This is a genomic window from Niveibacterium sp. COAC-50, from assembly GCF_013184235.1.
GTDB classification, from domain to species: domain Bacteria; phylum Pseudomonadota; class Gammaproteobacteria; order Burkholderiales; family Rhodocyclaceae; genus Niveibacterium; species Niveibacterium microcysteis.
On sequence record NZ_JABCJM010000002.1, the window covers coordinates 649,012 to 669,982 of the forward strand.

General features: G+C 66.1%; 19 protein-coding genes. 6 read left to right on the top strand and 13 right to left on the bottom strand.

Translation table 11 applies throughout. The features are described from left to right. The first annotated feature begins 98 nt into the window (after nucleotides 1–98). The 3 genes from HH302_RS10485 to HH302_RS10495 all read left to right on the top strand — a co-directional run bounded on the left by HH302_RS10485 (nucleotide 99) and on the right by HH302_RS10495 (nucleotide 5,237). On the top strand, nucleotides 99–2,450 hold the full coding sequence (locus tag HH302_RS10485; RefSeq protein WP_172202026.1) for a fatty acid cis/trans isomerase: 2,352 nt from the start codon (nucleotides 99–101) through the stop codon (nucleotides 2,448–2,450). A 215-nt stretch (nucleotides 2,451–2,665) separates the two neighbouring features. Next, nucleotides 2,666–3,958, top strand: coding sequence for a ferric reductase-like transmembrane domain-containing protein (locus HH302_RS10490; protein WP_172202028.1), 1,293 nt, complete (start codon nucleotides 2,666–2,668; stop codon nucleotides 3,956–3,958). A 58-nt stretch (nucleotides 3,959–4,016) separates the two neighbouring features. Then, the gene (locus HH302_RS10495) at nucleotides 4,017–5,237 is read left to right on the top strand and encodes a TCR/Tet family MFS transporter (RefSeq protein ID WP_172202030.1); all 1,221 of its coding nucleotides are present in this window, start codon (nucleotides 4,017–4,019) and stop codon (nucleotides 5,235–5,237) included. Nucleotides 5,238–5,271: 34 nt separating this feature from the next. Here HH302_RS10495 and HH302_RS10500 read toward each other — a convergent pair whose 3' ends face one another. After that, nucleotides 5,272–6,885 (bottom strand): diguanylate cyclase, encoded by a 1,614-nt coding sequence (locus HH302_RS10500; protein ID WP_172202032.1) that lies wholly within the window; start codon nucleotides 6,883–6,885, stop codon nucleotides 5,272–5,274. Nucleotides 6,886–7,120: 235 nt separating this feature from the next. Between HH302_RS10500 and HH302_RS10505 the strand changes: the two genes are divergently transcribed. After that, a complete protein-coding gene (locus HH302_RS10505) occupies nucleotides 7,121–7,453 on the top strand; it encodes a hypothetical protein (protein ID WP_172202034.1) in 333 nt (110 codons plus the stop codon). 4 nt (nucleotides 7,454–7,457) lie between these two features. Here HH302_RS10505 and HH302_RS10510 read toward each other — a convergent pair whose 3' ends face one another. The 7 genes from HH302_RS10510 to HH302_RS10540 all read right to left on the bottom strand — a co-directional run bounded on the left by HH302_RS10510 (nucleotide 7,458) and on the right by HH302_RS10540 (nucleotide 12,420). After that, a complete protein-coding gene (locus tag HH302_RS10510; RefSeq protein WP_216661862.1) occupies nucleotides 7,458–8,255 on the bottom strand; it encodes a metal ABC transporter permease in 798 nt (265 codons plus the stop codon). Next, complete coding sequence (locus HH302_RS10515; protein ID WP_172202036.1) at nucleotides 8,252–9,151, bottom strand: metal ABC transporter solute-binding protein, Zn/Mn family; 900 nt, start codon at nucleotides 9,149–9,151, stop codon at nucleotides 8,252–8,254. Before HH302_RS10515 ends, HH302_RS10510 begins: the two co-directional genes overlap by 4 nt. 20 nt (nucleotides 9,152–9,171) lie before the next feature. Further along, complete coding sequence (locus HH302_RS10520; RefSeq protein WP_172202038.1) at nucleotides 9,172–10,581, bottom strand: hypothetical protein; 1,410 nt, start codon at nucleotides 10,579–10,581, stop codon at nucleotides 9,172–9,174. A 66-nt stretch (nucleotides 10,582–10,647) separates the two neighbouring features. Then, nucleotides 10,648–10,992, bottom strand: coding sequence for a hypothetical protein (locus HH302_RS10525; RefSeq protein ID WP_172202040.1), 345 nt, complete (start codon nucleotides 10,990–10,992; stop codon nucleotides 10,648–10,650). 74 nt (nucleotides 10,993–11,066) lie between these two features. Next, a complete protein-coding gene (locus HH302_RS10530; protein ID WP_172202042.1) occupies nucleotides 11,067–11,501 on the bottom strand; it encodes a MerC domain-containing protein in 435 nt (144 codons plus the stop codon). After that, nucleotides 11,498–11,938 (bottom strand): Fur family transcriptional regulator, encoded by a 441-nt coding sequence (locus HH302_RS10535; RefSeq protein ID WP_172202044.1) that lies wholly within the window; start codon nucleotides 11,936–11,938, stop codon nucleotides 11,498–11,500. Before HH302_RS10535 ends, HH302_RS10530 begins: the two co-directional genes overlap by 4 nt. Nucleotides 11,939–12,117: 179 nt before the next feature. Further along, a complete protein-coding gene (locus tag HH302_RS10540; RefSeq protein ID WP_216661863.1) occupies nucleotides 12,118–12,420 on the bottom strand; it encodes a hypothetical protein in 303 nt (100 codons plus the stop codon). Nucleotides 12,421–12,714: 294 nt separating this feature from the next. On the opposite strand from HH302_RS10540, the gene HH302_RS10545 reads away from it, so the two are divergent. After that, nucleotides 12,715–14,181 carry a PLP-dependent aminotransferase family protein gene (locus HH302_RS10545; protein ID WP_172202046.1) on the top strand — a complete coding sequence of 489 codons (1,467 nt, stop codon included), beginning with the start codon at nucleotides 12,715–12,717 and terminating at the stop codon, nucleotides 14,179–14,181. A gap of 25 nt (nucleotides 14,182–14,206) precedes the next feature. Beyond that, a complete protein-coding gene (locus HH302_RS10550) occupies nucleotides 14,207–15,100 on the top strand; it encodes a GNAT family N-acetyltransferase (protein WP_172202048.1) in 894 nt (297 codons plus the stop codon). A 120-nt stretch (nucleotides 15,101–15,220) separates the two neighbouring features. Here HH302_RS10550 and HH302_RS10555 read toward each other — a convergent pair whose 3' ends face one another. The 5 genes from HH302_RS10555 to HH302_RS10575 all read right to left on the bottom strand — a co-directional run bounded on the left by HH302_RS10555 (nucleotide 15,221) and on the right by HH302_RS10575 (nucleotide 20,855). Then, complete coding sequence (locus tag HH302_RS10555) at nucleotides 15,221–17,737, bottom strand: S8 family peptidase (protein WP_172202050.1); 2,517 nt, start codon at nucleotides 17,735–17,737, stop codon at nucleotides 15,221–15,223. 6 nt (nucleotides 17,738–17,743) lie between these two features. Beyond that, complete coding sequence (locus tag HH302_RS10560) at nucleotides 17,744–18,721, bottom strand: AAA family ATPase (protein ID WP_172202052.1); 978 nt, start codon at nucleotides 18,719–18,721, stop codon at nucleotides 17,744–17,746. A 331-nt stretch (nucleotides 18,722–19,052) separates the two neighbouring features. Next, nucleotides 19,053–20,099 (bottom strand): AraC family transcriptional regulator, encoded by a 1,047-nt coding sequence (locus tag HH302_RS10565; protein WP_172202054.1) that lies wholly within the window; start codon nucleotides 20,097–20,099, stop codon nucleotides 19,053–19,055. 71 nt (nucleotides 20,100–20,170) lie between these two features. Next, complete coding sequence (locus HH302_RS10570) at nucleotides 20,171–20,557, bottom strand: type II toxin-antitoxin system RelE/ParE family toxin (RefSeq protein ID WP_172202057.1); 387 nt, start codon at nucleotides 20,555–20,557, stop codon at nucleotides 20,171–20,173. Then, entirely contained in the window at nucleotides 20,550–20,855 is a 306-nt protein-coding gene (locus tag HH302_RS10575; protein WP_172202059.1) for a type II toxin-antitoxin system Phd/YefM family antitoxin, read from the bottom strand. Before HH302_RS10575 ends, HH302_RS10570 begins: the two co-directional genes overlap by 8 nt. Nucleotides 20,856–20,971 lie beyond the last annotated feature (116 nt).

The window sequence follows — 20,971 nt, forward strand, 5'->3', positions numbered from 1 at the left end:
CGCGCACGCTTTCGTGCAAGCCGGGCAGTTTACCCCAGCGGCGGCGCCGGGTCGGCGGGTTACCATCGCGCGCTCCTGTTCCCCGGCCCCGCAAACCGATGCCTGTCCTGTCTCCGACCCGTCTGATCCTGCTCGCCACGCTGCTGCTGGCCGGCTGCGGCATGCTTGCCCGCGAAGCCTTCGAGCGCGAACACGCGCCGGCCGATCCGACACGCTACGACCACGCGGTGGCACCGAGCGCGGGGCAAGTCAGCTACCGGCGCCAGATCCAGCCGCTGCTGGGCCAGCGCTGCGTGGTGTGCCACGCCTGCTACGACGCCCCCTGCCAACTCAAGCTCGGCAGCTGGGAAGGCATCGCGCGGGGCATCAGCCCGGAGCTGGTGTACGACGGCACGCGCCTGAACGAAGCGCCGACGACACGCCTGTTTGCCGATGCCTTGCGGGCCTCCGAGTGGCGCGCAAAGGGCTTCGCGCCGGTGCTCAACGAGCGTGAAGCCACGCCCGCCGCCAACCACACCGCGAGCCTGCTGTACCGCGCACTGGCGCTGAAGCAGGCGCACCCCTTGCCGCAGGTGGATGTGCTGCCTAAGGACTTCGACTTCGGGCTCGATCGCAAGCAGAGCTGCCCGCGCATCGAGAACTTCGAGGACTATGCGCGGGACAAGCCGCTCGCCGGCATGCCCTACGGCCTGCCCGGCCTGACGCAAGCCGAGTTCGATCTCGTCGCCCGCTGGCTCGAACAGGGCGCACCGGACGAAGGCCCGGCGCCAGTACCTGCGGCAGAGCAACGCGAGGTCGACAACTGGGAACGCTTTCTGAACGGCAATTCGAACAAGGAACGGCTGATGAGCCGCTACCTGTACGAACACCTGTTCCTCGGGCATCTGTACGTCAGCAACGCGAAGGACGCCAACGCCTACAAGCTGGTGCGCAGCGCCACGCCGCCGGGCCAGCCGATCCAGCTCGTCGCCACGCGCCGGCCCTTCGACGACCCCGGCGTGATACGCGTCTTCTACCGCCTGCAGCGCGATCAGGAGCCGATCGTCGCGAAGACCCACATGCCCTACCGGCTCGACGCCGAACGCATGGCGAAGTATCGCGGCTGGTTCCTGAAGCCGGACTACACCGTCGATACGCTGCCCGGCTACACCGCGCAGACGGCCGCGAATCCGCTCGCCACTTTCCACGAGCTTCCGGTCAATTCGCGCCATCGCTTCCTGCTCGACGAAGCGCAGTTCTTCGTCATGAACTTCATCAAGGGCCCGGTATGCCGCGGGCAACTCGCGCTGGACGTGATCGAAGACCGTTTCTGGGTCTTCTTCACCGACCCGGATGAGGGCGCGGTCAGCGATGCCAGCGAGCGGGTGCAGCGCGAGGCGGCCAAACTGAAGCTGCCGGCCGCCTGGGGCAGCGACGCAGGCCTGCTGAAGCCATGGCGCGCCTATGCCGAGCAAGAAGAGGAATTCGTGCGTGCGCGCACCGCGGCGCTGCGCGAAGTGGCGCAAAAGCGTGGCGGCCCGGCACTCACGACGATCTGGGACGGCGACGGCCACAACACCAACGCGGCGCTGACGATCTTCCGCCACTTCGACAGCGCCACGGTGGTCAAGGGCCTCGTCGGCGAACCGCCGAAAACCGCCTGGGTGATGGGCTACAACCTGTTCGAGCGGGTCTTCTACCTGCTCTCGGCCGGCTTCGACATCTACGGGAACATCGGCCACCAGCTGCACAGCCGGCTGTACATGGACTTCCTGCGCATGGAAGGCGAAACCAACTTCGCGATGATGCTGCCGCAGGCCGCACGCAAGGACACCTTGTCGTACTGGTATCGCCACGACGGCGACGCCCTCAAGCGGGTGCTGGGCATGGATGCCGGCGTCGAAACCGCCGTGCCTTTCCGCAGCGACGACCCGAAGACCGAGCTGTTCACGCTGCTGAAGAAGCGCCTCGGCCCTGCGCTCGACACCCGGCTCGCGCTCGACACCTACCCCGACGCCGCGCTGCGCCGGCCCCTGCAAGCGCTGGCCGCGGTGCAGGGCGCCAGCCTCGACTGGATGCCCGAGGTCGCCTACCTCGAAGTGAGCGACGCCGCGGGCCGCCCGCACTACTTCTCGCTGCTGCGCGACACCGGTCACTTCAACGTCACGCATCTGCTGCGCGAATCCAAGGCGCTGGCGCCGGCTGAAAACCGCCTGACCGTCGTACCGGGCTTCGTCGGGGCCTATCCGAACGCGCTCTACGAGCTCAAGGCGGCCGATCTGCCGGCGCTAACCGAGGCGGTGCGCGGGCTCGCCTCGGAAGCGGACTACCGCCGTTTGGCCGACCGCTTCGCGGTGCGCCGCACGCGGCCGGACTTCTGGGCCTTCAGCGATACGCTGCACGACGCGATGCGGCGTGAGGGGCCGATCGACGGCGGCCTGCTCGACTACAACCGGCTGGAGAACCGCTGAGGGGGCCCGACCTGCCAGCCTCCGTGCCTCGTTAATCGCTGCTTAAGCTTGGAGTCGGACACTGACCGGGCGTCTCAGCTCACCCCGCCCTGAAGGGCGGGGTGAGCTGAGACAAGTTTGGAACAAGAACGCCCGCAGGGCGTTCGCTCAAACTACCGGGAAGCTCCAGCAAGCATGCTGGGGTCTTCACGCCATCCTTCCCCCGGAGATGCGTCATGAATCGATATCTGTACGGCCTGCTCGCCCTCGTGGCTGGCGCCTGGCTGATGAGCCCGAGCGCCAACGGCGCCGGCTTCTGGGCCTGGCGCCGCGAAGCGGTACTGCTGACCGGCCTGCTCGGCCTCGCCACCATGAGCGCGGCGATCCTGCTCGCCACCCGCCCGCGCTGGCTGGAACAACGCTTGAACGGGCTGGACAAGGCCTACGGCCTGCACAAGTCGCTCGGCATCGCGGCCGGCGTTACGCTGGGCCTGCACTGGTTCGCCGAGAACGGCGCGAAGTGGCTGGTGCAACTGGGCCTGGTGATGCGCCGCGCGCGCGGCGGCCCGCACGGCCCCGAGAATGCGCTGATCGACTTCGCCAAGGACAGCGGCGAGTGGGCCTTCTACGTGCTGATCGCGCTGGTGCTTGTCGCGCTGGTGCAGCGCATTCCCTATCGCTACTTCCGCTGGGTGCACAAGGCGCTGGCCGTCGTATTCCTCTTCGGCGCCTTCCACGCGGTGGTACTGATGCCGGACAGCTGGCTCGCAGCGCCGGCAGGCTGGGTGTTGATCGTCGCCGCAGCAGTAGGCGGTGCCGGTGCGCTGTGGTCGCTCGCCGGCCGCATCGGCAAGACACGCACCCTCCAGGGCCGCATCGAATCGGTCGCGGTGTCGCCGAGCGGCCTGATCGACCTGCGCCTCGCGCTGCCGGCACCGGGCCTGCGGTATCGGGCCGGGCAGTTCGCCTTCCTCAAGTTCGACGCGCTGGAAGGGCCGCACCCCTTCACGATCGCCTCGGCCGACGACCCCTGCCGCCCGCGTTTCGTGATCAAACCGCTCGGCGACTACACCGACACGCTCGCTGCACGCCTGGCGGCCGGTCAGGCGGTGGAGCTGGAAGGCCCCTACGGTTGCTTCGACTTCAGCGCCGACGGCAAGCGCGAGATCTGGGTCGCTGGCGGCATCGGCATCACGCCCTTCCTCGCCCGGCTTGATGCGCTGGCGGCACAGGGCGGCGCCAAGCGGCCGGTGGATTTCTGGTACTGCACGCAGCAGCACAGCGAAGCGCTGTTCCCGGCTGACCTGGAGGCGCGCTGTGCGCGTGCGGGCGTGACGCTGCATCGCATGGCGGCCGATTGCGCCGGCCTGCTGTCGGCCGACCGCGTCGCCGCCACCACCGGCTCGCTCGACGGCGCGCGGGTCTGGTTCTGCGGCCCCCGCGGCTTTGCGCAGACCCTGCGCAGCGGGCTCGAAGCGCTGGGCCTGCCGCGCGACGCCTTCCACAGCGAACGCTTCGCGATGCGCTGACACACCCGGTGCGCGAGGCCTCTGCCACAATCGGCGCTTTCCTGTCGCCGAGCCCGCCGTGAGCCCAGCCCCGCGCACCGCCACCGTCGTCTTCATCTTCATCACCGTGGTGCTCGACGTGCTCGCGCTGGGCGTCGTGATCCCGGTGCTGCCCAAGCTGATCGAAGCCTTCATGGGCGGCAACACTGCCCGCGCGGCAGAGATCAACGGCCTGTTCTCGACCGCCTGGGCGCTGATGCAGTTCGTCTTCTCGCCGCTGCTCGGTGCGCTGTCGGACCGCTTCGGCCGCCGCCCGGTGATCCTGATCTCCTGCCTCGGCCTGGGCCTCGATTACCTGCTGATGGCGCTGGCGCCGACGCTGTGGTGGCTGTTCGTCGGGCGTGTGATCTCCGGCATCACCGCGGCGAGCTTCTCCACCGCTGGCGCCTACATCGCCGATGTCACGCCGCAGGACAAGCGTGCCGGCGCCTTTGGCATGATCGGCGCGGCCTGGGGCCTGGGCTTCGTGGTCGGGCCGGCGGTCGGCGGCCTGCTCGGTGGTATCGACCCGCGCCTGCCGTTCTGGGTCGCCGGCGCGTTGGCGCTGGCGAACTTCGGCTACGGCTTCTTCGTGCTGCCCGAATCCCTGCCGCGCGAACGCCGCTCGCCCCGGTTCTCATGGCAGCGCGCCAACCCGCTCGGCGCGCTGACGCTGTTGCGCTCGCACCGCGAGCTGTTCGGGCTGGCCGGTGTGAACGCGCTGTACTGGTTCGCGCACTACGCGCTGCCGTCGACCTTCGTGCTCTACACCGGCCACCGCTACGGCTGGAATGCGCAAACGGTGGGCCTCACGCTCGCAGCGGTCGGCATCTGCAACGTGATCGTGCAGGCCGGACTGGTGCGTCGGGTGGTGCCGGCAATTGGCGAGCGCAACGCACTGCTGCTGGGGCTGGCAGCGGGCGTCGCCGGTTTCACGGTGTACGGACTGGCCCCCACCGGTTTCTGGTTCTGGGCCGGCCTGCCGGTATTCGCGGCGATGGGTTTCTTCGGCCCCGCGCTCCAGGCGCTGATGACGCGCCATGTCAGCCCGCAGGAACAGGGGCAACTGCAAGGCGCCAACAGCAGCATGTCGGCCCTGGTCGGGCTGCTCGCGCCGGGCACCTTCAGCCTGGTGTTCGCGGCCTCGATCGACCCGGCTGTCGGCTGGCATCTGCCGGGTGCAGCGATGCTGCTGGCCGCCGCCGTTACGCTGGTGGCGCTCGTACTAGGCGCCCGCGTGACACGGCGCGAAACAGCCTGACACCAGGCCTGACGCCGGGCCCGACGCCACCGCGTCAGATGCGGCTGGTGTTGCCGGGCGACTCGATCACCACCGGCAGCCCCTCGCGCGCGAGCTCGATCCGGTTGCGGCCGCCTTCCTTGGCGCGATACAGCGCGGCGTCGGCGCGCATGTAGAAGCTCTCGCCGTCTTCGCCGTACTCATGCAGCGCAACGCCGATGCTGATCGTCAGCCGACCGTGCTGCGAATTTTTGTGCGGGATGTTCATCGATTCGATCGTGAAGCGCACATGCTTGGCGACATTCATGACGACGGCGCTGTCCGCATCTTCGAGCAGGATCGCGAATTCCTCGCCGCCCAGCCGTGCGCAAAGGTCGGTGGCACGCGCCGCCGCACCGCGCATCACCTCGCCAACCTTCTGTAGCGCATGGTCGCCGGCAGCATGGCCGTAGCGGTCGTTGAAGGATTTGAAGCTGTCCAGATCCAGCATCACCAGGCCGAGACCAGCGCCGGTGCGCTGCTGGCGGCGCAGCGCAAGCGCCAGACGTTCGTCAAACGCCCGCCGGTTTGCCAGGCCGGTCAGCGAATCGGTGGTAGCGCGCAGTTCAAGGTCGCGCACCTGTTCGCCAATCACCGCGAGCAAGGCATTGGTGTGCGCCGCAAGGTGACCGATCTCGTCGCTCCGGCTCTCCGTCACACGCAGCGTCCAGTCCTTCTGCTGCCAGATGCGGTCGATCTCGCCCGAGAGCTTGCGCAGCCGGTAGACGAGTACGCGATCGAGCACGAACACCAGCGCCACCGCGAACAGCGCCGCCACAGCCAGCAGCTTCAGGCCGACATGCGCGAGGCTGCTGCGGCCCAGTGCGCTGATCTCGCGCGGCAGGCTCATCACCAGTTCGCCGAACACCCCGCCGCCCAGATCGGAAACGGCATGGCGCACTTCCAGCGTGTCGGGTGTCGAGCGGATCACCGGCGAGGCACGGCCGAACACTGGCGATGTGATCGGCGAGCCGGTGATGTCGGGGCTGACAGCCGGCCCGGAGGGCGGCGCCAGCGTGAAGTCGATATGGCTTTCCGCCTTTACGCGCTGGATCAGCGTGGCATCGAAGCGGCGCGCAATCACGACCACGCCGCGCGGCGGTTGCGACACCGCGGTATCGCGGATCGCCATGCGGCAGGTGAGGAAGTTCTCCGCGCCGAGGCGCGCTACCCCGCACCGGCTCGCGTCCGCCGCGATCGGGCCGGTCAGCGTGCGCAGCAACGGGCTGGACGGGGATTTGAGGGGCGAAAGATCGGGCGCCGCGCCCTTCGTCGCTGGTGCCGCAATCGCGTCGATGACATGGCCATCCGGCCCGATCACCAGCACCCAGGCCAGATCGGAGGGGACCAGCACCGTGGGCTGAAGGTTCTCGGCACGGAAGGCCGCACTCGGCGCCGCAACATAGCCGTACAGCTCGCTCCAGTGCGCCCAGCCAAGCAGCAGTTGACCGAGCGAACGGGCCTCGATTTCCAGCGCGTTCACCAGGCGCTCGGTTTCGTGCTCGGCCGCCTCGCGTTCGATCTGCACATAACTGGCACCGATGCCGCTCGTGAGCAAGCGTGCCGCCAACAGCACGGCGACGGCGAGCACGCCGACAACGCCAAGGATCAGGCGCGCGATCAGTGGCATGGCGTGCTCCGAAATGCGCGCAGGCGGAGCCGGAATCGTGCGGAGCGCAGGGACATACGACGGTTTACGGCCCCGCACCACCGGGCTTGACCCCGATGCCGCGCAGCGCGCGATCCGTCACGGACGGCGGCGGCCGTTGAGGCGGAAACTGGCGCCACAGGCTCCGCTCAGGCGTGGCACACGGTTTGCGTGCCCACTGCAAAGGCAACCCCAAGCCTGGCTAAGGAGGTGCTTGATGCAAAGCACGAAACGCGAGACGGTGCTCGCGCTGAACCTGATCTTCGGCCTGACCCTGATCGGCTGGCCCTTCATGGCGACTTTCTCGCTCACGCTTTTCGAGGGCAGCGGCGCCGCCAACGACAACTACCTGGTGCTGATGCTGGTGTGCGTGTGGCTCTACCCGCTGACCTACATCGTGGCACTCGCGTGGAGCCGGATGTCGCTCAACCACAGCCGCACCCGCCGCCGGGCGATCCGCATCGCGTTGCTGCCCGGCCTCAACCTGTTGGCGGCGGTGGGCGTGACAATCGCGGTATGGCTGCACTGCGGCGGCGAATTCGCGTGCTGACTGGCTAGCGTATTTCGGTCAGCGGCGCTGGCGCCACGTCCGCCGTCCGCGGGCGCACCAGCATCGCAAGCATCACCGCAGCCACCGCCAGCACCCAAACCACCACCGCCCCCGAGGGCAGGTCGAACACCGCCGAGGCGGCCAAACCCAGCGCATAGCCAACCGCCCCGAGCGCCCACGCCGCCAGCAGGCGGGGCGTGCCGCTCAGCTCACGCGTGGCGAGCGCCGGGATGATCAGGCTCGAGAACACCAGATACACGCCGACGACCTGCACCGATGCGGTTACCGCGATCGAGAACAGTGCGTAGAACACGAAGCTGCCGCGCTTGCTGGCGCCGCCGAACCACAGCACCAGCAACACCGCCGTCAGCACCGCAAGCCAGCCGATCTGCTTCGGGCTGACCCACAGGATCTGGCCGACCAACAGATCTTTCAGGTGCTCGCCACCGTGCGGATTGCTCGCGAGCAGCAGCAGCCCGCCGCTCGCAGCGAGCACGAAGAGCACGCCGATCAGCGCCTCCTGATGGCGCCCCGCGCGCCGCTCGGTGAAGGTCAGCAGCAACGCCCCGGCCAGTGCGGCGGCGACCGCCGCCACCTGCACCATCAGACCCTGCGGCTCCCAGCCCATGAAGTCGGCGGCGATCACGCCGAGCCCGGCGATCTGCGCGATCGCAAGGTCGATGAAGACGATGCCGCGATCGAGCACCTGCATGCCCATCGGCACATGGGTGGCGAGCACCAGCAGGCCGGCGACGAACGCCGGGCCGAGGATGGACAGATCGAGTGCCGAGAAGTCGATCATTTTCCGGCTCCCTTGAGCAGGCGCGCGATGGTGTCGTCGAACAAGCCGAACAGGTCTTTCGCGGCCGGCGTGCCGCCGACCGTGAAGGGCAGTTGCACCGCCGGGATCTTCGCGCGCTCCGCGAGCCAGTCGGCAGAACGGGCGTCCTGATAGGCGGCGTACACGATCAGCTTGGCCGGGCGGTCCTTCTGGCGCGTGAGGATTTCCTGCAGGTGGGCCGCGGTGGGCTCGACGCCCGGCTTCGGTTCGAGCGCATCCACGTATTGCAGGCCGAGCCAGTTCTCCATGTAGGTCCAGGCCTTGTGCTGGGCCAGGATAGGCGTGCCGCGCAGCGGCGCCGCCTGCGCCGACCAGCGCGCGAGTGCGGCATCCCAGCGCTTGGCGAAGTCCTGCGCGCGCTGTTGATAGGTGGCGCGGTTGGCGGGGTCGATCTGCTCCAGCCGTTGCGCAAGCGCCACGGCCACCTTGGCGATGTTGCGCGGATCGGTCTGGATGTGCGGATTGCCTTCGGGGTGCACATCGCCGTCGGCGCGGTCGACTCGTGTCGGTACATCGAGCTTCTGCACGAAGTCGGACGCTGCGAAATTGCCCGGCTTGCCGGGCTGGATCGCGGCGTTGCCCGATTGCTGGATCAGCACCGGCAGCCAGCCGATCTCAAGCCCCGCGCCGGTGCAGGCGAGCAGCTCGGCATTGCGGGCACGCGCGATCAGGCTGGGCTTGGCTTGCACATGGTGGGGGTCCTGCAATGCGGTTGTGGCGAGGGTGACATCGACCTTGTCGCCCCCGAGCTCCTGTACCAGGGCGCCCCATTCGGGCTCGCAGGCGAGGACCTTGAGCGCGGCAGAGGCCGGGGTGACGGCTGCGATCAGCAGCGTGGCGGCAAAGAGTTTCTTCATGTCCGGTGCTCCGTGGTGGCTCAGTAGGTGTGCGCGCCGTGCGCGCCGAGGCTCATCTGGTACTGGATGAAGGCCTGGCTGTCGGCGAGGCCTTCGCGCGACAGATCGCGGGTGAATTGCAGGCGGATGCGCGAGAACTCGCTCGGGTTGTAGTCCAGCATCAGGCTTGCACGTGCCGGGTCGTAGCTGCTGGCGGCGAGGCTCGCGGCGTTGAGGCCATAGTCCACCGTGCCGTGCTGCAGTTGCTCGCCGCGCAGGCCAACGCGCCATTGCGGCATGAACTGGTAGATACCCTGCAGGTACCAGCCGGACTGCGTGCTGCGATACGCATCGCTGCTGTTGGCGCCCGCGGTGTCGTAGGCGAGATCGCCCTTCTGGCTGCGGCGCAGGTATTCGCCCTGCAGCTTGAAGTTCTGCAGCGTGGCATTGCCCATCGGCGCCCACTTCCACACGAAGTCCGCGATCCAAAGCCGCGTGTCGCCGGTGAAGGCGTTGCTGACGCTGTTGCCGGCGAGGTCAGCGGCTTCCCACGCCTGCTCCTTCGCTCGCGCCTGCAGGTAGGAAAGGCCTGCGCGCCAGCTGTGGCTCTCGCCGATGTCGCCGCCGATATGGCCATACACCGCGCCGCCACCGGCGCCGTTGCCGCCCGCATCGCTACCGGGGAAGGCACGGCCGCGGCCGAGTTCGGCACCGAATTCGAAGTAGGTGTCGGTCGGCGCCAGCCAGCGCAGCTGTACGCCATCGTCGCCGTACTGGCCGCCTACGAAGGCCTGGTAGGCAAGCGGCGCGTCGACGAAGTCCCAGGTGTGGGCGTGGGTTTCGTTGAGGTAGCCGATGCCGGAAAGATAGCGGCCGACCTTCAGGCCCAAACCGTGATCGAGGCCCATCGTCTGCACATACGCTTCCTCCACCGACAGCGAGTTGTCGCCGTGCAGCGCGATGTTCGCGACGCCACGAAAGCGGTGGTCGATATTGGCCGACAAGCCGAGCTCCGATTCGCCAAGGTTGAAGCCGCGATCGCCGGGCCCGATTTCGGCATCCGACGGCACCGGGAAGCCGGTGATCGCGTAGTTGGCCGGATCGCGCTTGGTGTAGGTGTACTGGCCGGCCAGGATCAGCGAAATGGCCGGGTTGAAGGCGCTGTCGCTCGACTGCGGTGCGGCGGCCACCGGCGCTGCCTGCGGTGCAGCCACAGCGGGTTCGGTCACGGTGGCCGGCGCCACGCTCGGGGCCACGGCCACCGCAGGTGCGGTGCTACGTGCCTCGGCGGTTTCAAGCCGCTTTTCAAGCGCCTGGATGCGCGATTCGTAGTTCGCGCGCATCGCTTCGATTTCCTTGCGCAGCTTCGCCACGTCGGCGCTTTCGGCCGCGTGAACAGGGGTGGTCAGCGCGAGCAGCAGGCTCGCGGACAGGAGTTTCCGTTGAAACATCGATGCCTCACGTCAAACGCAATGAACAGGAACGGCTGATCCCGTGCGGGATGCCGTCAGCGGGGTTCAGGCGAGGGCGTGAGGGGGTGCGCGAGACGCGTAGGGCAGCCGCGCGACGGCGCGCGGCGTGGGGGCAAAGCAGGGCAGTTCGAAAACGGCTTCCGGTGCCTGCAGCGCGGCGATGCTTGCCGCGCCGGCTATGCCGCCGGTGACGCCGCTGAAGGCGAGGCAGGCCTCGCACTGCGTTGCGTCCGGCGCCAGTGGCGCCTGCACCGTGCGGCTCGCCTCCGTAGCCTGCGCCGCATGCCCGTAGCCGTGCGCAAACGCGCCCAGCTGCATCAATGGCAGCAGTAGCAAGACCCACAGGAGGAACAGGGCCGGCAGCAGTCGCCGGCGCTTCGGCACGGTCACGGCAGGCGAAGAACCCGAATCAGGTTGAACAAGCGATTACAGCGCCACAAGGTTGCAGCCGCATGACGCCAAGCTCAGGCGGGGCATCCGCTGAGGCAGGTCTGCGTGCGCATGCGGCGCAGGTTCACCACATGCGCGCCAACCAGCAGCAGGCCACCCGCCACGGTGAAGGGCACGTCCAGGGTTTCGATGTGGAACAGCGCCTCGGCACCCACGGCGATGCTGCACAGCGCGATGCCGGCGAGCGCTGCCACGCCGACGAAGCGCGAGCGATGGCGCCGATAGCCCGGCAGCAGGGCCAGCAGCGACAGGCCAACGATAGGCACCAGCAGCAGCGCGTGCACGCCGGTGTGCGGCACCAGTGCCAGCGCCGGCAGCAGCGGAATCAGCAAAGGCAGCGCAAGGCAATGCACCAGACAGGCGGCGGACGCGAAGATGCCCAGCTTGTCCCAGGTGCTGCGCGGCAGATGGGTATGACCGTGGTGGCCGTGCAAATCGTGCGCGCTCATCGGCGGGCCTCCACCGGCACGTTGCAGGCCGCGCAGTGACCGTGCACCTCGAATTCGACCTGCGTGCTGGCAAACCCGGCCGGCAGGCGTGGCGCGGCGCGCGGCGTGTCTTCCAGGCAGAACACCTTGCCGCAGTCGTCGCACACGAAATGCGCATGCGCCTGATGCGGCTCGCCGCCCGTGCTGGCAGCGGAGAAGCGGAACACGCGTTGCTCGTCCGCGGTCTTGTGGGCGAGACCTTGTTCGACCAGCCAGTCGAGCACACGGTAGAGCGTCACGCGGTCAACCGGCGTGCCGTCGTCGAGTGCTTTTTCAACGTCGTGATGCGAGAGCCCGCGCTCGGCGCCGCGCAGCAGCGCGAGCACACGCAGGCGCGCCGGCGTGACGCGGGCGCCGCGTTCGCGCAGCAGGCGGGAGATGTCTTGCGTTTCCTTCATGAACGCAATTGTATTTGCAACCATGTTGCAATAGCAACCCGCTGCATCAGCGCTGCCACGTCCGGCACCGCCTGCCCGCCCACCCGGACTACGCCGGCGTCCGCGCACGCGCGCTCAGCGCAAGCCCTGCGCCGGAGCGCAACGCGCGCTGGGCTGTCGTGTCACGTCATCACGGGCGTTCAGTAATCGTCGTCCGAGATACGCGGCACATGGTCTTCGGCGGGCAAACCGGTGTCCGGGTCCACCCAGTCCGAGAGCCCCAGCGAATCCTCCGCCTCGCGCAGCGACGTGCCTTCATCGTCGTCGCTGGCGCCGTAGTCCGAATTGGCGAGCGCCTCCTCATAGGTGGCGAAGGGGCCGAACTGCTCCAGCGAGCCGGGGTCCAGCCAGTAGAACCCGTCCGCGCGTTCGACGATGCGGATCTCCTCGGATTCGGGCCCTTTGTCCGGCCCGGTGTCGGGGTCAATGATGGGCGTGCTCATGACGGACTCCTTCCGCTTGTGCTGCGTTGCTCACGACCGGCTCGCCACAGGTGCCACGCACGCGGCGCGGACGGCGAGGGACCCTGTTGCTGCACAACCCCACTATATGCCTGTCGCCAGCGCGCGGTGCACTTGCCGATACGACATCGCTTGAGCGGTACACCAGCCCCTGCCGGCCGATCAGTGCCCGGCATCGACACCGGCGAATTGGTTGCATCAAATTCGGCGAAACTGGGTGGTTCACACCAACCAGCACTGTGTCAGCATGGGCCCACTCTCCCGCTTCCGCCGACCATGCTGCTCCTGAACCTTGACCGCGCCAGCGCCGTGCCGCTCTACCTGCAGATTGCGCAGCAGCTGGCCGCGCGCATCGACGCCGGCGCGCTTGCAGCGGGCGAAGCCCTCAGCCCGACACGCTTGCTCGCGCAACGGCTCGGCGTGAATCGCAGCACCGTGTGCCGCGCCTACGCGCAACTGCAGGCCTCGGGCCATGTTGAAAGTTGCGCCGGCGGCTACACCCGGGTACGTGCCCGCGCGGCGGCCACGGATGCCGCCCGCACCAGCGATGGCCATTTCGATTGGGGATCGCGCGTGCGCAGCGCGACCTCGCCGGCCCGATCGGTGCAGGCCGTGGGCGATGGCATCGACTTCCGCCCCCTCGCGCCCGATCCGCGCCTGGCGCCGGTGCACGCGCTGCGGCGCGCGATGAAACTTGCACTGGCGGACGACACGGCCGGCCTGCTCGACTACCCCAGCCCACTCGGCCACTTACCACTGCGGCAGTGGATCGCCGAGCGCATGGCCCACCTCGGCGCACCCGTCACCGCCGATTCGGTGATGCTGTGCAACGGCGCCCAGCATGGGCTCGACCTCGTCTTCCGCACCCTGCTCGCGCCGGGCGCAAACGTGGCGGTCGAAGCACCCGGCTATGCCTGCGCCAACGCATTGATCGCGCAGCACGGCGCCAACCCCATCGGCGTGCCGATGCGCGACGACGGCCTCGATCTGGCCGCGCTCGCCGCGGTGATCGCGCAACACCGGCCCACCGCGCTCTACACGATGCCCAACTTCCAGAACCCCACCGGCATCACCACCCCCATCGCGCACCGTGAGCAACTGATGCGCCTGTGCGAAGCGCATGCGCTGCCGATCATCGAAGACGGCTTCGCCGAAGACATGAAGTACTTCGGCCGCGCGGTGCCGCCACTCAAGGCGCTCGATCGGCAGGGCCTCGTCATCCATGTCGGCACCTTCTCGAAGCTGCTGTTCCCCGGCCTGCGGGTCGGCTGGATCGCCGCATCGCCCACGCTGATCGCCGCGCTTGCCGCCACCCGCAGCACCGCCGATCTGGGTGGCAGCGCATTGCCGGCCGCTGCGCTGTGGCAGCTGTGCGCCAGCGGCGAGTTCGACCGCCACCTGCGCCGCCTGCACACCGAATATCGCCGCCGCATGCAGCGCCTGATCCGCGCCACCCGCACCTGGCTGACGAGCGAGCGCGTGCGCTGCAGCATGCCGCAAGGCGGCTATGTGTGCTGGGTTGAAGTGGATGGCGGCCAAGCCGGCACCCACGCAGACGAAGCCGAGCTGATCGCCGCGCTCGCCGCCGCCGGTGTGCGCGTCACGCCCGGCGCTGGCTGCTACCCGGCCGGCCACACGCCCGCCCGCACGGCCTTCCGCCTCTCGATCGCGCAAGTGGACGAAGCCGCCATCGAACGCGGCGTGCAGCGCATCGGCGAAGTCCTCCGCGCTCGGCGCCCATGACCCGGAACATCGAAATGGAAGAACCATGGAAGCGCTGAGGCCCTCGCAGTTCGCCGCCCTGCTGCCGATGCTGCGGCAAGTGACCATCAACCACCTGTTCGCGCGCAGCGTGCTCGAACGCAAGGTCGATGGCCGCGTGTGGGTGCATCGCGACGCCACCGGCGCACCCGCGTTGGTCTGGGTCGCCCACCCCTACGGCATGTCCCTGCTGTTTGGCGACGCCACGCTGGCCAGCCCGGCAGCCCTGCAAGCCATGCTGCGCGAACGCCCCGCACGTGCGGAGGACGAATGGCTGCAGTGCAGCCCGCCGCCGCTGGCCGATGCCCTCGTCGCCGTGCTGGGCCTCCCGCCCACGCCTAGCAGCGCCACGCCGGGGGGCGAGGCCCCGCAACTCTTCACCCGCACCAACTTCCGCTTCGATGCTGCGCGCTATGCCCAGGCACGCGCCCGCTTCTGCCCCCGGCATCCGGTCGTCGAGATCGACGCAGCGCTGTTCGAGCGCATCGACTTCAGCGTCGCACCGCGCCGTTTCTGGCGCGATGCCGCACAGTTCCAGCGCGAAGGCGCCGGCTACTGCAGCATCGCCGGCGCGCAAATCGCCGCCTGCGCGTTTGCATCCTTCGTGTTCGACGACCAACTCGAAATCGGCATCGAAACCCACCCCGACCACCGCCACCAGGGTCACGCTCTCACCGCCGCCATCGCCCTGATCGACCACTGCCTGCAAATGGGCCTCACCCCAGTGTGGTCCTGCCGCAAACAGAACACCGGCTCATGGCGGCTCGCGCAGAGACTTGGCTTTGTGCCGAGCGTCCATTTGCCCTATTTGCGGCTGCCAGCCGGAGGCGAGGCCGGTGCGTTCGCACATGCTGGGCGGGAATTACCGATGGAGTTAGCTAATCCGTTGGTTCCGGAATAGTCAACAGACAATGTGTAATTGACGATCTGCTGACCGGCCTGAGCAGTCGTTCTCCGATGCAACAAGGCATGGCTGCTTTAGAAACTTTCCGGGTACGTCCGGAAGGAGATGCGCTAAGGCTCAGACAGAAATTTCCGTGGAAATCTGGTTGCTGACTTCGGTATATATATCCAATGATTGATCTGGCGACTCGATGCTGACTACAAGGCTGTAACGCGCCTTTTTGTTCCACCGCCCGTCGCTCTTTCGCGACTTCCACCAACCGCTTACCGGATAAACGGCAATTGCATTCATTCGAGCGAGTTGTGCTGCAGGGCCCGTCCAAACGTCGGAATGAAGAGACCCTCTCGTACGCAGTTGAGGACCAAAGCGCCAGCCAGAGCCGTCACCTTCTGGACCGTCGTAGTCGTCGTAACTCGCAAGCTTGTTCACCGCCGCTCGGAAGTTTTTCAGCGACTGCTCGGGCCGGATGACTTGGAAGCGCAAACCGTGAGAGGGGTAAGAAAATCGATCTCGGTAACCCCGACGGCCCGGGTTAGGCTCGACGAAATACGAGAGAGTCACTTTCAAGCGCAGTTCGACGTCCGGGTCAATTGCCTCCAAGGACGCCCTCGGCCAAGGCAACTCGAACAAATGCATCTCGTTGAGCGTCGCATCCGCAGACGGCGCGGCCCCATCTGGGCGCTTATATGGCTGGATTTCGTTCTCTGCGATAAGTGTCAGCGCGTGGTTTGCGCTGTAGAGCGCACGTTCGACATTGGGCACCCCGTGGCCAAATATGCGAAGCATGTCCTCGTTGGCAACCTTTTCACTGTGGGTCTTCTCCAGTTGCCCTTTGCGTTGATACATACGGTCAGTCCACTCGGCCGAATGTACTAACAGCGCGCGGTGGGTTTCAGGCCAAAGGGCGGGATGCTCGGCCAGCAAGAGGGCCAACTCCCGCGACACTAGAGCGGTAGCGGCGCTGGTTGCTCCGGTGGCAGCAAACAACTGCCCAGCCGATCGACCAGACGTGGTGAGTAGCGACACACAATTGCTATCGGAAATTTCAGTCTTGCTGGGCGAGAGGAGAACATTCCCGCCCTCCTCAACAACATCCGGTTTGAAGGGCGCCTGTTTGCGCCACGGCCACATCAGCGAAGTGCGAGAACGCGGGCTCAAGTCTCCGTGGTCCGCAAACGGACTCCAGCCATCAAACCCTTCGTCATCATTGGTCGTAAGTTCCGTATAAGCGCCGACAGTCAAGGCGTTCCAGGATTGCGCGGGGTCTTCGATCTCGCAATACGCTGATTGATCCCAGCAGTGAGGGGCGGGGAGGAGCTCCCGGTTATTTCCGGCTGCAACGACCATAAGTCGCCTCTTGCCGTCTGCCTCGCCAGCACAAAAGCTATCAACCGCTGATGACCAAGAACTGGGTTGCCCACCCTGGCGCTCAGAAGTAGCCGTCACGGCCATAGAGTAAATCCGCTTGGAGTCAGGGCGCACCGCCTCGAGTTTTTCTGCCGTCTTAACGGTAATCGCACCGTAAAGCTCGGGGTCGTTGACACCATGCGGCGGCAGAATGCGTCCCGACTCCACTCTGTGCCGAAGCGAAATGTGGTCACCGGCCAGAAGCGCCGGAAGAAGGTCGCCAAACAACGCAAGACCGGCCTGCTCTGAACCGTGGTGCATGCCCGCGCCGCTGGTGCTGAAATGTGGCCACGTGTCATTCCAGCGTGCGGACAGACCTTCATCCGTCGCAACTGCCAGCAGGGGATGAGAGTAGTTAATGCCCGTGTCGAGGATGCTCACGTAGATGTCGGTTTCGGACGGAGCATCGACGCGCTGCAAGAGGTCTTCAACCCACTGTCGCTGTTCCGGGGGCCTCGCATTCACGATCACAGAGGGTGTTTCTTTGGCCCTCCGCAGTTCTGCGAGGCAGGAAATGAGTTCCGTTGCTTGCTCCAATTGCGCTGCAGAGGCACGAATCAAGACGACTGCGCTGTCGTGAAACGTGATGGCGGTGTTGCCGAGTTTGGCATCGACGCGTTCAGCAAACGATTTAGCCGCGCCGAGTAAATCAACGCCTGGTTGCTTGTTTAGCCAGAGCTCCCACCAACGAACGGCGTTTGGGTCGTCCGGGAATTCGTTGGGGTGATCGGTCCAGAAGGAGCGAAGATGGGCCAGTCGAATTTCGGCAATACTGTCGATTAGGGGCTGATTGGCAGGCTTATGCCCCTTCTTCGTATCGCGTCCGGGATCGAGATAGGCCAGCAGCTTTCCTTCAAGAGTCGCCCGTCGAGTATCCGGAACGAATATAACGGCGACCTCAACTTGATGTGGGGTTTCGCCGACGACGTGCATGCTTTGCAGGCGATAGTCCTTGGCGGTGTCGAGCATGGCCAGCGGTAGCCTCTGCCCGGATACCCCTACCAATTCTAGGTAGATCCCCGTTTCCTCGGTTACGGTGGGCGGTTTGTCTTGCGTTCGCCTGTTCATCGCCTCCTGCATGGCGCCGCGATATTGCGCAAGCAGTGCCGTACCGTGATCTTGGCGATTGAGAAGCGGTATCCCTTTAGTTCGAGGCTGATGCGTCGACTTGTAGTCGTGCTTCTCGCGAAAGGCGTCGATTCGAAGATGCGGTTTGCGTTCGGGCATTCAGTGTCATTTCACACTTTGCCTGTCGTCAATCGCCTTCCGCAATAAATCGTTTGTGAGAATGGAATCGTGGTGCAGAACTGCTTCTTTAGCCGCGTCATCACAGGCCAGCACCACCTCGGCACAACTGAGTCCCTCGGCTTGCCGAGCAAGAGAATCGAGGGCTAGCGACGACAGGCGGAAGGCAGCTAGGCGATTCTCAATGATCTGAGAAATTCTATCAGCGTCCGGTCGGTCGAACTTAATGATGTCGTCAAATCGGCGATGAAGAGCTCGATCAAGCAGTTCTGGATGGTTTGTCGCAGCAACGATCACGCTATCTGATCGATCTTGTTCGACGAACATCAAAAACGAATTCAAAACGCGGCGAATTTCGCCGACATCATTGGACGCGCCACGTTGAGTGCCGATGGCGTCGAACTCGTCAAAGAGATAGACCGCCCGCGTTTGTTGAATGTGATCGAAGATCAGCCTGAGCTTGGAGGCCGTCTCCCCCATGTAACGGGTGATCAGTCCATCGAGGAGGATGGTGTAAAGAGGTAGCTTCAGTTCGGTAGCCAACACCGCCGCAGCCATCGTCTTTCCCGTGCCCGGTGATCCTGTAAAAAGGAGTTTTCGACGAGGTTGAAGTCCAAACCGTTCAAGCTTGTCCTTCTGCCGTTGTTCAAGGATGACTCGCTTGAGCCTTCCAGAAACATCTTCGGACAGGACAATCTCGCCTGCACCCGTGCCAGGATTCGAAATCTCAAGAATGCCGCTTAGGTCACCCTTGGGCTGCTTTAGCAGTGGAACGGGTGTGCCTACGGGCGCCATTGGCGCCCGGTTACGGGCGCGTTCGACCAAGGTCTTGATGTCCCCAGCCAACTTCGTATGGCCAGTGCGCGCTGCACCCGCGGCGACCTGTAATGCCACGGCGTAAAAACGCTCCTCGTCACGCTCTGCGTGCGTCTTGAGAAGTGCTTTTATCTGCTCAGCGGTGGCCATCGAGTACTTGCCATTACTTCGGTTGCTTCAAAGGTTAGATTGTGCCAAAGATCCGCGGTTCTCGCTCTCTCAAGACTGACGGCGCGCCTCGCTTGAAACACCTAGGCAACCTTAGACAGAAGTGGTTCCAAAGAAAGAGATAGCCACGTTGAAGAGCTGTCTGCCGTTCGCTTTGATCAGACGGCGAAAGGCCGGTTACCAATTTATGGCAGTCTGAATCGGCTTCCAGACTCAAGGTCCGTCTTGGCCTATGAATAGACGCTGCCACTTAGCGCTGTGTGGACTCGACCTCTCGAATTCCCGCCACGCTAAGCGCTGTAACTGCGCGTGATCAACTAGGCTGACGTACACGCCGCCAAGCACTCGGCGATTGCCCAGTCCAGCCGACAAACGCCCGGAAGAAGGCCGACGGTTCGGCGTAGCCGAGCTCGGCGGCGAGTGTGGCGACTGGCACGTCGGTGTGCCCCAGCCGTGCAAGGGCGAGGTCGCGGCGCAGGGCTTCGCGGATGGCGCGGAAGCTGGACGCTTCGGCTTCGAGCCGGCGCGCGAGGGTGCGGGGGGAGAGGTGCAGGCGGACGGCCACGGTTTCGAGCGTGGGGAGTTCGGGCAGGGCTTCGCGCAGCAGGTCGCGTACGCGGGTAACCATTTCGCGGTCGCGCCGGTAGAGCGTGGTGAGCCGCCCCGGCCCGCCGGCGAGGAAGCGGGCGAGCGCGGCTTCGTCGCGCCGCAGGGGCAGATCGAGCAGGTTGGCGGCGAAGTGTGCGACCAGTGGGGCCACCAGCGGCGCTGCGGGTGAATCGCCCGGCGCTGCGAAACGGCTGTGCGCGGTGTAGATCAGCCTGTAGTCGGCCACATGCGCCGGGGGCGGGTAGGGGAAGTCCACCGCGTCGAGCGCGATGCCGCGCCCCACCAGCCAACACGACAGCCCGTGCAGCAGGCGCAGCAGCCATTCGAAGCTGAACACGCGATCCACCGCAAAGGGCTGGCGCTCGCTGATCGTGAGCTGCGCATGTTCGCCGCTTCGCACCACCGTGATCGACACATCGGGCAGCACCAGCCGCAGGAAGCGCACCGCGCGCGCCAGCGCCTCGCCCAGCGTTGGGGCGCTGAGCACACCCCGGCACAGGAATTCAAAACTACCCACCCGCATCGGCTGGGGGAACAGCCCGAAGGCCTCGTCGTCGAGCGTGGCCGCGACATGGTTGTAGAGCGCCGCGTAGCGGGCGAGCGGCACGCGCAGCTCGTCATTCGCCAGGCAGGCGGCGTCGATCTCGACTTGCGCCAGCAGCGCCGCAACATCCAGCCCGGCCGCACTGGCGCCGGCCAGCATGCCGCGCACGAAGGCGGGGGCGACGGTGGCTGAACTTTGTGCGGACATACCGACCTACGCGCCGAGGGCTTGCCGCAAACGGGCGAAGGGTGAGGTTCCGGCGGCACTGGGCCGCGGTGTCATGCGTTGCCGGGCCATAGCCGTGCAAAGTCGAAGGAGAGCTGCCGGTGGTGGCGGATCGAGAGCAAGTAGACCGCCGCTTGGGCGTCGGCCACCGCGTACAGAATCAGGTAGTCGCCGTTGACCAGCACCCGTAGCGTGGATGCGGCACCGGCCGGCAAGCGGGCGAGCTGGTTGAGGGCTTCGACCGAGCGGGGCGGGGTATCGAAATAGGCACGCCCCATACGCGGAAAGCGCTGCAGATTGGGGATGACCGTGCTGCGCAGGGTTTCGAGCAGCGCATCGTAGGCGCTGTCGGCGCCCGCTTCGGCGAGGAAGGCTTCGATGCTGGCGAGCCGTTCGAGAAAGCTCGCCGTGAGTTCGACGCGGAACGGCGTATCAGCCATTTTTGCCGGTGGCCTTGCGGCGCGCCTGAAGGCGGGCGATGGCGGTGTCGGCGTCTTCGCTGCGGCCGGCGGCAACGTCTTCAAGACCGCGGCGGGCGTCTTCGATCAGCAGCAAGTGAATGCGTTCGCGTTCAAGCGCGTGGTAGTAGTCGAGCCGCGCAGCGTCGATCAGCGCGACGTAGCTTTCGCCGTTCTTGGTGATGATCTTCTCGGCGCCGGCTTTGACCTCGTCCGCCAGTTCGGACAAGTGGGCACGGGCGTGCGAAAGCGGCGTGACATCGCGGCTGGTGATCGCCATTTTTGCCTCCTTTGATGTACAGATTAATGCACAGTATCGACGCCATCTTAGCGTGCATCGATCCAACGGCGTGCATCGAAATTCAGGAGTTCCCATGCAGATCGTCGGGACGGGTA

What these genes read in the sequence shown, in the direction of transcription:
- HH302_RS10485 (WP_172202026.1), top strand. Translation starts at nt 99, where the DNA reads ATGCCTGTCCTGTCTCCGACCCGTCTGATCCTGCTCGCCACGCTGCTG.
- HH302_RS10490 (WP_172202028.1), top strand. Translation starts at nt 2,666, where the DNA reads ATGAATCGATATCTGTACGGCCTGCTCGCCCTCGTGGCTGGCGCCTGG.
- HH302_RS10500 (WP_172202032.1), bottom strand. Translation starts at nt 6,885, where the DNA reads ATGCCACTGATCGCGCGCCTGATCCTTGGCGTTGTCGGCGTGCTCGCC.
- HH302_RS10505 (WP_172202034.1), top strand. Translation starts at nt 7,121, where the DNA reads ATGCAAAGCACGAAACGCGAGACGGTGCTCGCGCTGAACCTGATCTTC.
- HH302_RS10510 (WP_216661862.1), bottom strand. Translation starts at nt 8,255, where the DNA reads ATGATCGACTTCTCGGCACTCGATCTGTCCATCCTCGGCCCGGCGTTC.
- HH302_RS10515 (WP_172202036.1), bottom strand. Translation starts at nt 9,151, where the DNA reads ATGAAGAAACTCTTTGCCGCCACGCTGCTGATCGCAGCCGTCACCCCG.
- HH302_RS10520 (WP_172202038.1), bottom strand. Translation starts at nt 10,581, where the DNA reads ATGTTTCAACGGAAACTCCTGTCCGCGAGCCTGCTGCTCGCGCTGACC.
- HH302_RS10530 (WP_172202042.1), bottom strand. Translation starts at nt 11,501, where the DNA reads ATGAGCGCGCACGATTTGCACGGCCACCACGGTCATACCCATCTGCCG.
- HH302_RS10535 (WP_172202044.1), bottom strand. Translation starts at nt 11,938, where the DNA reads ATGAAGGAAACGCAAGACATCTCCCGCCTGCTGCGCGAACGCGGCGCC.
- HH302_RS10540 (WP_216661863.1), bottom strand. Translation starts at nt 12,420, where the DNA reads ATGAGCACGCCCATCATTGACCCCGACACCGGGCCGGACAAAGGGCCC.
- HH302_RS10545 (WP_172202046.1), top strand. Translation starts at nt 12,715, where the DNA reads ATGCTGCTCCTGAACCTTGACCGCGCCAGCGCCGTGCCGCTCTACCTG.
- HH302_RS10550 (WP_172202048.1), top strand. Translation starts at nt 14,207, where the DNA reads ATGGAAGCGCTGAGGCCCTCGCAGTTCGCCGCCCTGCTGCCGATGCTG.
- HH302_RS10555 (WP_172202050.1), bottom strand. Translation starts at nt 17,737, where the DNA reads ATGCCCGAACGCAAACCGCATCTTCGAATCGACGCCTTTCGCGAGAAG.
- HH302_RS10560 (WP_172202052.1), bottom strand. Translation starts at nt 18,721, where the DNA reads ATGGCCACCGCTGAGCAGATAAAAGCACTTCTCAAGACGCACGCAGAG.
- HH302_RS10565 (WP_172202054.1), bottom strand. Translation starts at nt 20,099, where the DNA reads ATGTCCGCACAAAGTTCAGCCACCGTCGCCCCCGCCTTCGTGCGCGGC.
- HH302_RS10570 (WP_172202057.1), bottom strand. Translation starts at nt 20,557, where the DNA reads ATGGCTGATACGCCGTTCCGCGTCGAACTCACGGCGAGCTTTCTCGAA.
- HH302_RS10575 (WP_172202059.1), bottom strand. Translation starts at nt 20,855, where the DNA reads ATGGCGATCACCAGCCGCGATGTCACGCCGCTTTCGCACGCCCGTGCC.